We start from the raw sequence: 14,057 nt of genomic DNA, 5'->3' as shown, positions 1-14,057 counted from the left end.
TTGTGATTTGTTTTCTCGCAGATTTAAGAGATTTAGCAGATTTTTGATTGTTGTATTAAATCTGCGTCATCTGAAAAATCTGCGAGAGAATTACTTTAAATTCTTATATCATCAATTAAAAAAATTACATTTAAAATTGAAGAAGAAATTAAATTTAAAAATAGATTTTAAATTTTGCATTTGGCTTGATAATTCTTCATTTTCAAATAAATTTTAAAACCTTAATTTTGTACTTTAAAGAAAAATAATATGTCAAAAGTAAATATAGGAACTGTCCAAATGACCTGCGGAGAAAACAAGGAGGATAATTTAAATAAAGCAATAGAAAAAATCCGCGAAGCTGCCGGAAAAGGCGCGCAGATTGTTTGTCTGCAAGAATTATTCACTTCACTTTATTTCTGCGATGTAGAAGATTATGAAAATTTCAAATTAGCGGAGAAAATTCCTGGCCCATCAACTGATGCTTTGAGTGAAATTGCAAAAGAGTTGGGCGTTGTAATTATTGCTTCGCTTTTCGAAAAAAGAGCAGAAGGTTTGTACCACAACACCACCGCGATTCTTGACGCAGATGGCACTTATTTAGGTAAATACAGAAAAATGCACATTCCGGATGATCCTGCGTTCTACGAAAAATTTTATTTTACACCCGGCGATTTAGGCTACAAAGTTTTTGAAACCAAATTTGCAAAAATTGGCGTATTAATTTGCTGGGATCAATGGTATCCTGAAGCGGCTAGAATTACTTCTTTAATGGGCGCGGAAGTTTTATTTTATCCAACAGCAATAGGTTGGTCAACGGAACAAGACGAGGAAACAAATAAAGACCAGTATGACGCGTGGCAAACGATCCAGAGAAGTCATTCTGTGGCAAATGGTTTACCGGTAGTTTCAGTAAATAGAGTAGGTTTCGAACAGGATGGCGCGATGAAATTTTGGGGCGGAAGTTTTGTCACTAATGGACAAGGAAAACTTTTGTATCTGGCTTCACATGATAAAGAAGAAGTAAATGTAACGGAATTAAACTTAGCCGAAGCCAACCATTTTAGAATGCACTGGCCATTTTTAAGAGATCGTAGAATTGATTCTTATCAACCTATTACGAAACGATTTATTGATAACGATTAAGAAATTTTATGTCGATAGATTTAAATAAAACGCCGAAAGAACAAGGTTACCGTTTTCCTGCAGAATGGGAGCAGCACGAAGCAACATGGCTTTCGTGGCCGCACAAAGAAGAATCCTGGCCTGAAAAATTAGGTCATATTTATCCCTATTATGCAGAATTTATAAAAATTTTATCAGAAGGTGAGTTGGTTAGAATTAATGTAAAAGATGCAGAAATGAAAGAATTTGCACTAAATCACATTAAAAAAACTGACGCCAATTTAGATAATATCGAGTTTTATTTCAATGAAACTAATGACGCCTGGTGTCGCGATCACGGTCCGGCTTTTCTCGTCAATCCAAACGCTGCAGAGAAAAAGATCATCGTTGACTGGGATTTCAACGCGTGGGGTGGAAAATATCCGCCTTTTGATTTAGACGACGTTGTTCCCACAAAAATTGCAGAAGAATTTAACTTTCCCGTTTATCACCCAAAAGTGATTATGGAAGGAGGCTCTGTTGATTTTAATGGAAATGGAACGGTTTTAACCTCAAAATCATGTCTTTTAAATAAAAATAGAAACCCACATTTAAACCAGGAACAGGTAGAAAATTATTTAAAAAATTACTATTGTATCGAGCAGGTTCTTTGGGTAGATGACGGAATTATCGGCGACGATACTGACGGACACATCGATGACACCATAAGATTCGTCAATGAAAACACCGTTCTCACCGTTGTTGAAGATAACAAAGACGACGAAAATTTTGAAATTCTACAAACAAATCTTCGCCAGTTACAAGAAATGCGGCTTTTAGACGGTACACCTTTAAATATTATTGAACTTCCGATGCCAGATCCCGTCATTTGGGACGGACAAAGATTGCCCGCATCTTACGCCAATTTTTATATTTCTAATAAGCACGTCATCGTTCCAACTTATCGTTGCGACAAAGATGAATTGGCGTTAGAAATTATTCAAAAATGTTTCCCAGAAAGAAAAGCTGTCGGAATAGATTCCACAGAAATTATTTGGGGATTGGGAAGTTTTCACTGTTTGAGCCAGCAGGAACCATTGGTTTAGAATTAGTTTTATTAGAATTTTTTATTTTAGTGAATTTTTCTTTATTTTTTTTTGGGCGCCTTTATCCGCCTTCCGTTCCCGCTTTTTTATGCTCCGCTTCGCTTCGCATAAAAAGAGCTCCACTCAAGTCGGGGCGTAATTTTCGCGATTTTGAATTATTATTTATTTTCGATAAAAAATAAATCTTTAGAAAGCAAAACTAAGTAAAATCCAAAATAGAATCATCGAAAAACATGATCAAAACCATACGAAGTTCACACTCAGAAATCCGTAACTTTGATTTTTCAAAAACAAAAAATGTTAGATTTACAAAATATTCGTTCGCAATTTCCTATTCTTAATCAGCAGGTTAATGGTAAACCTTTGGTTTATTTAGACAATGCAGCAACTTCGCAAAAACCAATTTCCGTATTAAATGTTTGGGAAAAATATTACAAGGAAATCAACGCAAATGTTCACCGTGGGATTCATACTTTGAGTCAATTGGCAACGGCAGAAATGGAATTGTCAAGACAAAAAATCCAGAAATTCATCAATGCAAAACATGATTATGAAGTTATTTTTACAAAAGGGACAACGGAAGGTATCAATCTGATTGCGTATGCTTTAGGAAATTCTAATTGGGTTAAAAAGGATGACGAAATAATTATTTCATACTTGGAACATCACTCAAATATAGTTCCGTGGCAAATGCTTTGCGAAAGAACGGGCGCAAAATTACGAGTGATTCCAATGGATGAAAATGGCATTTTGCAAATTGATATTTTGGACGAGTGGTTGTCTGAAAAAACTAAAATAGTGTCTGTTAATCAGGTTTCCAATGCTTTGGGCGTAATTAATCCGATTGAGGAAATTATTAAAAAAGTTCGCAAAAATTCTGATGCTTATATTTTAATTGACGGCGCACAATCTGTGGTTCATTTTGAAATTGATGTTCAAAAAATGGATTGTGATTTTTTCGTTTTTTCCGGACATAAAATTTATGCGCCAATGGGAACGGGAATTTTTTACGGAAAATCAGAAATTTTGGAAAAACTTCAACCTTTTCATGGCGGCGGTGAAATGATCTCCGTTTGCACTTTTGATAAAACCACTTACGCAGGTTTGCCTTTTAAATTTGAAGCCGGAACGCCAAATGTCGGCGGAAATATCGCAATGGGCGCTGCTGTCGATTTTATGAATTCTATTGGAATCTCAAATATTCAAAAGCATGAAGATGAACTTTTAGCCTACGGACAGAAAAAATTACTCGAAATTGAAGGTCTAAAAATTTACGCCGAAAAAGCCAAAAGAACCGGCGTTATTTCCTTTAATTTAGAAGGAATTGGAATCGCTTCTGACGTCGGGATGATCTTAGATAAACTCGGAATTGCCGTGAGAACCGGCCATCATTGCACACAACCAATTATGGATTATTTTAAAATTGCCGGAACTGTTCGCGCAAGTTTCGCGGTTTATAATACTTTTGATGAAATTGATGTTTTGGTCGAAGGTGTGAAGAAAGCGCAGCGGATGTTGGGCTAATATTTAAATAGAAAAATCCTCGAATTCTGAAAAGTTTCGAGGATTTTATTATTTTATATTAAGTAAATTCTAATTCTCCCTCCAATCCACAACCGCTCTAATAAACGCTTCCGCATTTTCCAGCGGGATATTTGGTAAAATCCCGTGTCCAAGATTGGCAATATATTTATCTTTTCCAAAACGGTTGATCATTTCTGTTACCATTTTTTTAATAGTTTCCGGCGGCGACAATAATCTTGAAGGATCAAAATTACCTTGTAAAGTGATATTTCCTCCCGTTAATCTTCGAGCATTTTCCGGGGTAATTGTCCAATCTACGCCTAAAGCTGAGGCTTTAGATAAAGTCATTTCTTCCAAAGCAAACCAACAGCCTTTTCCAAAAACAACTACTGGAGAAATTTCCGAAAGCGCTTCCACAATTTGATTGATGTAATGCCAGGAAAATTCCTGGTAATCTTGCGGCGACAACATTCCGCCCCAGGAATCAAAAACCTGAACGGCAGAAACGCCTTTTTCAACTTTTCTTTTTAAATAGGCAATCGTTGTATCTGTGATTTTTTGCAATAATAAATGCGCCGCTTCCGGATTTTGAAAACAGAAAGTTTTGGCTTTATCAAAGGTTTTAGAACCTTGTCCTTCCACGCAATAACACAAAATCGTCCACGGACTTCCCGCAAAACCAATTAATGGAATATCATTATTTAATTTAATTAAAGTCAATTCAATCGCATCAAAAACATATCCTAAAGTATCATCAACATTCGGAACTTCTATATTCTGAACCTGTTCTAAAGTGCGAATTGGAGTTTCTAACCAAGGTCCTGCACCTTCACGCATTTCGAAATCCATTCCCATCGCTTGCGGAATAACCAAAATATCTGAAAATAAAATAGCCGCATCCAAAGGATATCTGCGTATCGGCATCATTGTGATTTCAGCAGCTAATTCCGGCGTTTGACAACGGGTGAAAAAGTCATATTGACCTCGAAGTTCACGAAATTCTGGTAAAAATCTTCCAGCCTGGCGCATCATCCAGACAGGTGGTCTTTCTACAATTTCTCCTTTTAATGCTCTTAAATATAAGTCGTTTTTTATCATTTTGTGTTAAGCAGTATTTGCTTTAAATTTATTATTGATCAGCTTTAGCAAAGATTTTAAAGTTTGTTCTTTACTCGTGATAATGTCTTTTTTTGTTAATTTTTTAATTTCTGCGGACGTTGTTTCGCCAATTGAAAATAGCGTGGAATTTTCCAGAGAATTATGTTTTGCAAAACTACGAACTCCGCTTGGACTAAAAAAAACTAAAGCATCAAAATTTTCGCTAGTTTTAGGATATAATAATTCGGTTTCGTAGCACTCGATTTTTTCGTATTTAATATTTTGCAAAGGCAATTTTTCATCTAAAATATCCAAAGTCAGATTGCCGCAAAAGTGTAAAAAGTCTTCTCTGCTACTTTTTTCGATTATAAATTCACATAATTCCTGCGCGTTTTTTACGGTTTTAAAGACACCAAAACCAAATTCCCGCAACTTCAATTTTGTTTTTGCACCAACACAGTAAATTTTATTGAATGGCAAAACGGTAAAATTGTCTTTCGGTAGAAAATTATTCTTAAAAAAAGCTTCGACGCCGTTCGCACTGGTAAATATCAGCGACTGGTTTTTTAATGGAAATTTTTTAAGGATTTTAATTTTAAATTTTAAAACATCTAAAAATACGGGCGAAATAGTTTCATTCAGGTTTGCAATTACCTGTTGCTGAATTATTTCCTTTGTAAATAGAACATTCATTTTAAATTTTTTAAGGCAATAAGTTTTTAACTTTATTTACCAAATCATCAATTTCGAATGGTTTTGCTAAAAAATCGTCCACGCCAACATTTTCACTTTCTTTTTTAGCATCGGGATGTGCGGACATCATTATAATTTTAATGTCTTTTGTGGCGTTATCCGCTCGTATTTTTTGGCATAAAGTTCTTCCATCCACACCGCTCATCAACATGTCTGTAATGATAAGTTTCGGTTTTACTCGGGAAATTATATCTGCAGCTTCCAAAGGATTGCTACAGGTGGTCGCCTCTAAATCTTCTGAGAGAAGAATATTTAAAATAAGGTCACAAATATCCCGGTTATCATCAATGATCAAAATGCTCATTTGTTCTTTTTATTTAAAGGTAAAGAAAAATAAAATTTGGAGCCTTTTTGTTTTTCGCTTTCTACCCAAATTTTGCCTTTGTGCCGGTCAAGAATGTCTTTTACGATAAATAAGCCTATCCCAAAACCTGGAAATGTTTCTTCATCTTCGCCGGAAACCCTGTAGAAGCGCTGAAAAATCCTTGAAAGTTCTTCGTTATCCATTCCGATCCCAAAATCTTCTACAGAAACTATTGCCTGATTATTTTTTGTGCTTATTTCCACAACTACATTATTTGTGTTCGGAGAATATTTTATGGCATTGGTAAGCAGATTATTTATAACCTGAGTTATTCTTTCTTTATCGGCATTTACCTCGATATCACTGTCGCTGTTCAGCACAAATTTTATTTCTTGGCTCTCTTCTGAGGCTTTAATATCTTCAATGGTTTCTGTGACGAGTTTTATAAGTGAAAATGGCCTTCTTGTTAAGGGCAGATTGCCGTCTTCCATTCTGGAGATATCCAATAAATCCCCAATCAAACCATTTAATTTATTGACCTGATTTTCAATGGTGTTTAGGGAATTATTTAAAAACTGGTCATCTGAATTACCGCGCATTTTCTTTAACAGCTGCACATATCCTTTTATCGTTGTAATAGGCGTTTTCAGCTCATGATTGGCCATTTTAATAAAGTCATTTTTCTGATGTTCCTGCTTCTTTATTTCATCAATGTCGGTGCTTGTTCCAACCCAATGCTTGACGTTACCTTCATCATCAAAATCTGGAACAGCACGACTCAGCATCCATTTAAAATCACCATTTTTATTTTGAAAGCGATGCTCTAAACTAAAAATAGTTTTAGTTTTGATACTGTTCAGCCACATTTCTATGTTTTTTTCGCGATCGTCGGGATGAACAATTTGAAGCCAACCGTCACCAGTCGTGAAATCTTCAAGTGTTTTTCCACTAAAATCAAACACAGCCTGATTCCAGTAATTTAAATTACCGTCTGAATCGCCGATCCAAATGAACTGCGGCATGGCATCGGCTAAAAATTTGTAGCGAACCTCTCTTTCTTCAATTTCTTTTTCGAGGTTTTTTCTTTCTGAGATATCCTGTAATACGCCCAACATTCTGTCTGGAACATTTTGTTCATCATAAAATATTTTTCCGCGGCTGCTTATAAATTTTATCTTATCATTTTTGTCCTTTATCCTTCCTTCAAAGCTATATTTTCCAGTGGCTAATGCATCAGCGAGTGCTTCATCTAATAAATGCTGATCTTCATCTATAATATGATTTTTCATCTCCAGTTGAGTGATACTATGAGTAGAATCATAGCCAAATATATGAGCCAAAGACTCGGAATGGTAAATTTGAAAATTTTTAAGATTCAGATCCCAGGTTGAGATATTGTTGCTTTCTGTTGCCAAACGAAGTCTTTCTTCACTTTTTTCAAGCTGATCCTTTAATGCAACTGCATTTGGAATTTCGACTGCTAGTGAACAAAAATAATCCAGTTCTCCCTCAGAATCAAAAACAGGACAGTAAAGAAAATTATAAAAACGACCGGTTAAATTTCCCTCAGTTTCAATGGTAACGGGAAATTCATGAATGTGATAATGTCTGTTGGTATTTTTTAATTCATCTAAAAAATGAGACAGGTTTTTTTTGATCTGCGGAAAAATGTCTGCTAATCCTTTTCCAATTAAATCTTTTTTATCTTTAGATGTGATTGCTATCCATTTTTCATTAACATGGGTTATTTTAAAATCTTTTCCGAGTAAGCAGACACCAAATGGACTTTTTTCCAAAAGAAAATCCGGTTTGGCAGTAATTTTATGAGAATCTATCATTTGATAAAAATTAAAATTATTTTTGTTTTACTGCCCAGTTTCTCATTTTCCTGTCTAAAATATCCAATGGAAGACAACCCTGACTCAAAACTTCATCATGAAATTTTGCTAAATTAAATTTACTTCCCAAAGATTTTTCATAAAAAGTGCGTAGTTCCCGTATTTTTAAAGAACCGATTTTATAACCCAAAGCCTGTCCTGGAACTGCCATATATCTTTCAACTTCTGCTGTTGCGCCTGCTTCATCATAAGCAACATTAGAAAGAAAATATGTAATAGCATCTTCACGTGTCATCTTTCCTGTGTGAATTCCAGTGTCTATTACGAGTCTTACTGCGCGCAACATTTGGTCACTTAAATAACCTAATTTTTGATAAGGATCTGTGTAAAGGCCAAATTCTGGTCCCAATGTTTCACAATAATGTGCCCATCCTTCACCATAAGCTCCAAGCCAGCCAAAACGCATAAATTTTGGCAGTTTTAAGTTTTCCTGCTGAATTGATATCTGATAATGATGACCGGGAATTGCTTCATGCAAAAACAAAGATTCCATACCTGATGTCACATTAAATTTCGTCGCATCAGGAATTGGGATGTAGAAAATTCCGGGTCTTTTTCCGTCCGGCGTTCCCTGCATATATTCTGCACTTGCGGAAGCTTCCCGAAATTTTTCTGTTTGCCTAATCTCGAAAGGAGTCTTTGGTGTTACATTGAACATTTTCTTTAAGCCAGGCGTTATTTTTGATAAAATCCCATTAAAACCAGCAATAATTTCTTTACTGGTTTTGTAGGGCATCGCTTTTTTATCGCTTTTTTCATAGTTTAAGAATTGCTCTAAGCTGCCTCTAAAACCAACTTCATCCTTAACTTTTTCCATCTCCGCACGGAGCATTTCTACCTGCTGCAGACCCAGTTTATTAATTTCGTCCGGTGTTTTTTGTGTTGTTGTCCAACTTTTCACATAATAATTATAAATGGCACTTCCGTTTGGTAAAGCATTGTATCCATCTGTTATTCTTGCTTTTGGCAAATATTCTTTTTCTAAAAAATCTGCCATTTTTGTATAAGCAGGAATAATTTTCGTGTTAATAGCTTCTGCATAAAGTTTTTCATATTTACTTTTATCAGAAGAAGAAAAATTGCCTGGTATATTATTTACAGGTCCGTAAAAAATATTTTTTTTCATGTCTGTAGATATGATTTCGGCAGCCCGCATTTGAGGAATCATTTTTAAAACTAATTTTTTAGGCAAGACAAAATCAATCTTTTCCCCGTTGCGAAAATTGCTTTGTGCAGAATCCATCCAAACAGCAAAAAGATCGATTCTTTTTAACCAATTATCGTAATCTTTGGTTGTTTTAAAAGGCTGATTTCCCTCGCCGCTTCCTAAAAGCGGAAAATTTAATGGCAATCCGCCAAATTGAGTAAACGGAATTAATTCTGGATGATAGGCAAACCCTTCAATTTTGTCTTTTATTTCATAATCTAAAACATCATAAACCACTTTATCATCATCTGATAGAGCTTCGTATCCTACTTTTTGAAGTTCATTTTGATACTGGTTATAGAGATTGATCTCCTTCGAAATTTGCTGACGTGTAATATTGATCGGGAGTTGATCATTATAACGGTTGTCGCCTTGTGCGGTCGCTTCCAAGGGATGAAGTTTTAAATAATCTTCATAATACCTCGCTGCAATGCTGTCTAATGATGTTGTTTTTTCTGTAGAAACACTTTTTTGTTCTTTACTGCAATTTATTAAAAAAGAAAAGATAACAATAAGCGAAATCAGCTTTACAAGAGGTTTAAACATAGAATTTAATATTTAAACAAAAGTACTCATTTTATAATTTATCGTGATTATTTTTATAAATTCACAAAAAAATAAAAAGTTTCTCTGTTTGATTGGATTTTTTATCTTTGCTACTAATCATTTTAATATAACATCTACTATTTGAAAGCCATGAAAGGGATTTTAAAAATTTATCACCCGGAAGAAACCCTTAAATATCATCTGAAAAATACGTACTGCAAAGCCGTATTTCTCAATAATGAAAATTTTTTGGAAGTAGAAATTATTTCTGATGACGATGTTGAGCATGTGGAGGATGATTCTCTGCAATACCAGTTTCCACAAATTGCATTAAATATTTCAGATTTCCCTATTGAAACTGATGATCTTCTTGATCAAACATTTTTGGTAGACGATGAAAGTAGCTGTGAAGTTAACCTCTTCGATGACGAAGATGCGTATATATCTGAAAATTCATTGAAGTTTGAAAATGATGAAAAAGGAGATTTATTTCTTTTTTGGAAAGGTAATATCACAGATTTTTACACAGGTTCTGACGAGTTAATTCCATTTAAATTAAAATGCCATTTTAAGGCAGAAGAAATTGAAATAGACGATTAACATTCATTTTCTCATTAAACTTTTCTAATGTAATTTATAATAATTTGCGGTTAGACTCGTTTTACTACTAACCTTAAACTATTCAATTTTGCAAGCACAAACAATTAATTCTACAAATCCTGCGGTAGAACAGCACGTTTTTTCTCTTTGGGAAATACTTTTCAGCGGCGGATTGGTCGGAAATCTGATAATGATCTCAATTTTTATTTTAGGTGCTTTGGCTCTTTATATATTTTTGGAACGTTACTTTTTCATTAAACGGGCGGCGAAAGACACTCCAGATTTTTTAGAAAATATTAAGGATTTTGTGGAAGGTGGCAGAATTCAGGGCGCGATAGATTATTGCAAAGCAACGGATTCACCTGAAGCAAGAATGATTGAAAAAGGTTTGACCAGAATTGGACGTCCTATTTCTGATATTTCTAACGTGATGCAAAATCAGGGACAACTTGAAGTTTCAAAACTTGAGAAAAATTTAAATATTTTAGCTTCTGCCTCCGGCGCGGCACCAATGTTGGGATTTTTGGGAACGGTGATAGGGATGATCATGGCATTTTTTCAAATTTCAAATGTAACCGGCGCAGTTAGTCCAAAATTATTGGCTTCCGGCATTTACACAGCGATGGCAACTACGGCGGTTGGTTTATTTATCGGTATTCCCGCGTATTTTTTCTATAATATTTTAGTAACTAAAGTGGATCGGGTGGTTTTAAAAATTCAAACCCACGTGAATGACTTTTTAGATACTTTAAATAAACCACTTTAAATGGAACTTAAGCGAAGAAACCGCGTCAACGCCGAGTTCAGCATGGCTTCGATGACGGATATTATATTTCTGTTGTTGATATTTTTTATGATAACGTCTTCGGCGATAAGCCAAAGTGCGATAGATGTGAAATTGCCAAAAGCCGACGCTACAGAAACTTCTGCGCAGGATCCCTCAACAGTGACAATTAAAGAAGACGGCACTTATTACATTAATGATAAAGCTGTTCCTAAAGAAAATTTGGAAAGTTATTTAGTTAATGTTTTAAAAAACGAAACTACGCCAACTTTCACCATTAGAGCAGATGGAAATACCAAACATAAAGACGTCGTTTTTGTGATGGAAATTGCGGAAAAACACAAGTATAATCTTGCAATAGCGACAACTCAGGAATAGATGGATTATGCTTTAAAACATATAAAAGACGAAAAAAAAGATCAGACTAAGAGCGCCGTGATCACTTTTGTGGCTTTTTTATTATTGTTTTTACTTATTTATTTTTATAAAATTATCCAGGAAACACCGGTTCCGCAAAAGGAAATTGTGACGACCATGTTGATCAATTTTGGAGACAATCAACATGGGGCAAATTTAGAAGAGCCTAAAAATCAGGAAGGTTCTCTCGCGCCCGCAGAAACTGAAGTTGTACCGCAGCCCGAAGTTTCTAAACCACAACCTGCGCCGGAAAAAATCATTACAGGAAACAATGTAAAAGTTTCCTCACCGAAAGTTGAGAAAGTTGAAAAAACGGTAAAAAAAGTAACAAAAACTGCTGAAAAGGCAACACCCACCACAACAGCTGCGCCTAAAATTTCTACGGCACCTGCAAAACCCGAAAAGGCAAATGCTGATGGTGACGGAAAAGGAACTGCCGCAATAGGAAATTTACTGAAAGGTCGAGGTGATAAAGCGGCCTCGCAAGGTACAAATGGAACGAAAGGAAATGCGGGTGACCCTTTAGGCGGCGATGGAAATGGAGACAGTAAAATTGGCGTTGATAGAAAGTTAATTGGTTTTATTCCGGGAACGATGGGCAAACCAGGAACGCCGCCAGTTCACTATTGCAATGAAAGTGGCGCTATCATTGTTTCGTACATTGTAGATAAAGCAGGAAATGTAGTCACAGCAAGCCGTTTAAGTGGAATTTCTGATCCTTGTATAGTTTCAAATTCCGTGAAATGGGTTAAAAAATATGTAAAAGCTGAAAAAGGCAATACTTCATCAAAAGGAACTTACAGAATTGTATTTTAGGTTAAAAAAGTACTAATTGTGTAAATAATTAAACCAACCAAACCTCCAACTAAGGTTCCATTGACGCGAATAAATTGAAGATCTTTTCCAACTTCAAGCTCCAGTTTTTCACTTAATTCTTTACCTTGCCAGTTTCCCACCGTGGAACTGATCAAATCGCCAAACTGATGCGTGTTTTTCAGGATATATTTGTAAGCGGTTAATCGGATCCAACCATCAATTTTTTGTTGTAAAACTTCGTCAGATTGAAGATTTAAAGCAAATTCCTGAACATTTTTTGCCACATATCTTTTTAAGGTAGAATTGTCATGACTCAATTCTTCTACCAGATTTTTCTTTATGTTGTTCCAAATATCAAAAGCATAATTGTTTATTTTTTCAGGATTTAATAAACCGTCTTTAAGATGCTGAAAATCGGCTTCCCACTTCTCATTTTCCTGAATGTCTTTACTAAATTCTAAAATTTTATTGCTAATTTCATCTCGCAAAGGATGATCCTCATTTTCTTCCACTTCACGGAAATAATCAGATAAACCTGCGGTGATTTTATTAGCTAAAGCATCATCCACAAACTTTGGGATCAAACTAAAACTTTCCTTTTTAACGCGTTCTTTTACCATATTTTGATTTTGAAGAACGTAGTTTTTTATCTGGGAAGAAAGCGAAGTGATCAGTTTTTGATGGTCATTTTTTTCAATTAAATATTGTAAACCATTGCCAACTAATTTTTGAATTTTAATGTCTTTCGCAAAATCTTTCGCTTTATTTCCAATAAAATTTACGACCGTTTCGTCTTCCAATTTATTGATGATATTTAATAAAATATTAGAAATTTCTTTAACCAAATTATTTTGATTTCTCTCATTTGAAAGCCATTCACCAGCAAATTTCGACAGGTTTAATTTTTGAATATAAGGCCGAATATTTTCTGGAGAAAGAAAGTTTTCAACCACAAAATTGCCCAAATTATCGCCAATTTTTTCTTTACTGTTCTCGATAATATTCGTGTGGGGAATTTTTAAACCTAAAGGATAATGAAAAAGTGCAGTCACCGCAAACCAATCTGCTAAAGCGCCAACCATAGCCGCTTCTGAGAATGCACGAATATATCCGATCCAGTGAGAAGGATTATTTTTCTGCAAAATTGTTAGTGCAAAAAATAGAACCGCCATTAAGATGAAAAGTCCCGTCGCGAATGATTTACATAAAAATAATTGTCTTTTTTTATTGATAATGTTCATTTTTTAAATTTAAATAAATACCATTTATTGGCGTTAATTTTGATGATAATTTAGTAGAAAATATTCTTAAATGATCACTTTTAAGTACTATTTTAAATTCATTTAAAAATTAAAATAATAAATTCTTATGCAAGAAAATAATACAAAAAACAATCCATATTTTTCCCACACTGATCATACAAAATTAAACGTTTCTAACGATGAATGGAAAAAAATTCTTGATCCGGAACTGTACGCGATTTCCAGAGAGGCACATACAGAAAGGCCGGGAACTGGAAAATATAATAATTTCGATGGTTTAGGCGAATATTATTGCGCCGTTTGTGGTAATCACTTATTTCGATCAGACTCTAAATTTTCTTCGTCTTGTGGCTGGCCAAGTTTTTTCCAGGCAGAAAAAGAAGGAGTGATTTACAAAAGAGATTCTGCTTTTGGAATGGAACGTACAGAAGTGCTTTGTAAAAGATGCGAGTCACATTTAGGACACGTTTTCAATGACGGACCGAGACCAACTGGAACAAGGTTTTGTATGAATTCTATAAGTTTGGATTTCGTTGCGGATGAAAATAAAGAGACTGTTTAAATTTCTTTTTATTTTAATTAAAGATAAATTTTTAAAATTCTTCAAGACTTTCAAAATCTTGAAGAATTTTTTTTTCCAATTCTCAATTTTTCAATTG

Annotated in this window: 14 protein-coding genes; 8 read left to right on the top strand and 6 right to left on the bottom strand. The window is 34.7% G+C overall.

Annotation, left to right across the window (positions count from 1 at the left end):
* Positions 1 to 249 precede the first annotated feature (249 nt).
* The 3 genes from BM238_RS09750 (at position 250) to BM238_RS09740 (ending at position 3,713) form a co-directional block, all read left to right on the top strand.
* On the top strand, positions 250 to 1,125 hold the full coding sequence (locus tag BM238_RS09750) for a carbon-nitrogen hydrolase (protein WP_090080290.1): 876 nt from the start codon (positions 250 to 252) through the stop codon (positions 1,123 to 1,125).
* 8 nt (positions 1,126 to 1,133) lie between these two features.
* Entirely contained in the window at positions 1,134 to 2,189 is a 1,056-nt protein-coding gene (locus tag BM238_RS09745; protein ID WP_090080288.1) for an agmatine deiminase family protein, read from the top strand.
* A 297-nt stretch (positions 2,190 to 2,486) separates the two neighbouring features.
* Positions 2,487 to 3,713 (top strand): cysteine desulfurase, encoded by a 1,227-nt coding sequence (locus BM238_RS09740; RefSeq protein WP_090080284.1) that lies wholly within the window; start codon positions 2,487 to 2,489, stop codon positions 3,711 to 3,713.
* A gap of 69 nt (positions 3,714 to 3,782) precedes the next feature.
* Here BM238_RS09740 and hemE read toward each other — a convergent pair whose 3' ends face one another.
* The 5 genes from hemE to BM238_RS09715 are packed head-to-tail and all read right to left on the bottom strand — an operon-like array spanning position 3,783 to position 9,519.
* On the bottom strand, positions 3,783 to 4,811 hold the full coding sequence (gene hemE / locus BM238_RS09735) for a uroporphyrinogen decarboxylase (RefSeq protein WP_090080283.1): 1,029 nt from the start codon (positions 4,809 to 4,811) through the stop codon (positions 3,783 to 3,785).
* A gap of 6 nt (positions 4,812 to 4,817) precedes the next feature.
* Positions 4,818 to 5,504, bottom strand: a complete 687-nt coding sequence (locus tag BM238_RS09730; RefSeq protein WP_090080281.1) for a uroporphyrinogen-III synthase — start codon at positions 5,502 to 5,504, stop codon at positions 4,818 to 4,820.
* Between the two features lie 10 nt (positions 5,505 to 5,514).
* Positions 5,515 to 5,868 (bottom strand): response regulator, encoded by a 354-nt coding sequence (locus BM238_RS09725; RefSeq protein WP_090080280.1) that lies wholly within the window; start codon positions 5,866 to 5,868, stop codon positions 5,515 to 5,517.
* Positions 5,865 to 7,706 carry a PAS domain-containing protein gene (locus BM238_RS09720; protein ID WP_090080278.1) on the bottom strand — a complete coding sequence of 614 codons (1,842 nt, stop codon included), beginning with the start codon at positions 7,704 to 7,706 and terminating at the stop codon, positions 5,865 to 5,867. Before BM238_RS09720 ends, BM238_RS09725 begins: the two co-directional genes overlap by 4 nt.
* 16 nt (positions 7,707 to 7,722) lie before the next feature.
* Complete coding sequence (locus BM238_RS09715; RefSeq protein ID WP_090080275.1) at positions 7,723 to 9,519, bottom strand: DUF885 domain-containing protein; 1,797 nt, start codon at positions 9,517 to 9,519, stop codon at positions 7,723 to 7,725.
* A 150-nt stretch (positions 9,520 to 9,669) separates the two neighbouring features.
* Between BM238_RS09715 and BM238_RS09710 the strand changes: the two genes are divergently transcribed.
* The 4 genes from BM238_RS09710 to BM238_RS09695 all read left to right on the top strand — a co-directional run bounded on the left by BM238_RS09710 (position 9,670) and on the right by BM238_RS09695 (position 12,136).
* Positions 9,670 to 10,119, top strand: a complete 450-nt coding sequence (locus BM238_RS09710; protein ID WP_090080272.1) for a hypothetical protein — start codon at positions 9,670 to 9,672, stop codon at positions 10,117 to 10,119.
* A gap of 88 nt (positions 10,120 to 10,207) precedes the next feature.
* Positions 10,208 to 10,885, top strand: a complete 678-nt coding sequence (locus tag BM238_RS09705) for a MotA/TolQ/ExbB proton channel family protein (protein WP_177205455.1) — start codon at positions 10,208 to 10,210, stop codon at positions 10,883 to 10,885.
* Entirely contained in the window at positions 10,886 to 11,281 is a 396-nt protein-coding gene (locus BM238_RS09700; protein ID WP_090080269.1) for an ExbD/TolR family protein, read from the top strand.
* Positions 11,282 to 12,136 (top strand): ferric siderophore ABC transporter substrate-binding protein, encoded by an 855-nt coding sequence (locus tag BM238_RS09695; RefSeq protein ID WP_090080267.1) that lies wholly within the window; start codon positions 11,282 to 11,284, stop codon positions 12,134 to 12,136.
* On the opposite strand, the gene BM238_RS09690 is transcribed toward BM238_RS09695, so the two are convergent.
* On the bottom strand, positions 12,133 to 13,377 hold the full coding sequence (locus BM238_RS09690) for a DUF445 domain-containing protein (RefSeq protein ID WP_090080265.1): 1,245 nt from the start codon (positions 13,375 to 13,377) through the stop codon (positions 12,133 to 12,135). The two genes, BM238_RS09695 and BM238_RS09690, sit on opposite strands and share 4 nt — an antisense overlap.
* Before the next feature lie 127 nt (positions 13,378 to 13,504).
* On the opposite strand from BM238_RS09690, the gene msrB reads away from it, so the two are divergent.
* Positions 13,505 to 13,960, top strand: coding sequence for a peptide-methionine (R)-S-oxide reductase MsrB (gene msrB / locus BM238_RS09685; protein ID WP_090080263.1), 456 nt, complete (start codon positions 13,505 to 13,507; stop codon positions 13,958 to 13,960).
* Positions 13,961 to 14,057 lie beyond the last annotated feature (97 nt).

Source organism: Halpernia frigidisoli (assembly GCF_900113805.1).
GTDB lineage: Bacteria > Bacteroidota > Bacteroidia > Flavobacteriales > Weeksellaceae > Halpernia > Halpernia frigidisoli.
The sequence above is the reverse complement of the archived record's forward strand: the minus strand, read 5'-3'. Positions and strand labels throughout refer to the sequence as shown.

Bases quoted from the DNA above. Each gene is read 5' to 3' on its own strand.
- BM238_RS09750 (WP_090080290.1), top strand. From the start codon at position 250: ATGTCAAAAGTAAATATAGGAACTGTCCAAATGACCTGCGGAGAAAAC.
- BM238_RS09745 (WP_090080288.1), top strand. From the start codon at position 1,134: ATGTCGATAGATTTAAATAAAACGCCGAAAGAACAAGGTTACCGTTTT.
- BM238_RS09740 (WP_090080284.1), top strand. From the start codon at position 2,487: ATGTTAGATTTACAAAATATTCGTTCGCAATTTCCTATTCTTAATCAG.
- hemE (WP_090080283.1), bottom strand. From the start codon at position 4,811: ATGATAAAAAACGACTTATATTTAAGAGCATTAAAAGGAGAAATTGTA.
- BM238_RS09730 (WP_090080281.1), bottom strand. From the start codon at position 5,504: ATGAATGTTCTATTTACAAAGGAAATAATTCAGCAACAGGTAATTGCA.
- BM238_RS09725 (WP_090080280.1), bottom strand. From the start codon at position 5,868: ATGAGCATTTTGATCATTGATGATAACCGGGATATTTGTGACCTTATT.
- BM238_RS09720 (WP_090080278.1), bottom strand. From the start codon at position 7,706: ATGATAGATTCTCATAAAATTACTGCCAAACCGGATTTTCTTTTGGAA.
- BM238_RS09715 (WP_090080275.1), bottom strand. From the start codon at position 9,519: ATGTTTAAACCTCTTGTAAAGCTGATTTCGCTTATTGTTATCTTTTCT.
- BM238_RS09710 (WP_090080272.1), top strand. From the start codon at position 9,670: ATGAAAGGGATTTTAAAAATTTATCACCCGGAAGAAACCCTTAAATAT.
- BM238_RS09700 (WP_090080269.1), top strand. From the start codon at position 10,886: ATGGAACTTAAGCGAAGAAACCGCGTCAACGCCGAGTTCAGCATGGCT.
- BM238_RS09695 (WP_090080267.1), top strand. From the start codon at position 11,282: ATGGATTATGCTTTAAAACATATAAAAGACGAAAAAAAAGATCAGACT.
- BM238_RS09690 (WP_090080265.1), bottom strand. From the start codon at position 13,377: ATGAACATTATCAATAAAAAAAGACAATTATTTTTATGTAAATCATTC.
- msrB (WP_090080263.1), top strand. From the start codon at position 13,505: ATGCAAGAAAATAATACAAAAAACAATCCATATTTTTCCCACACTGAT.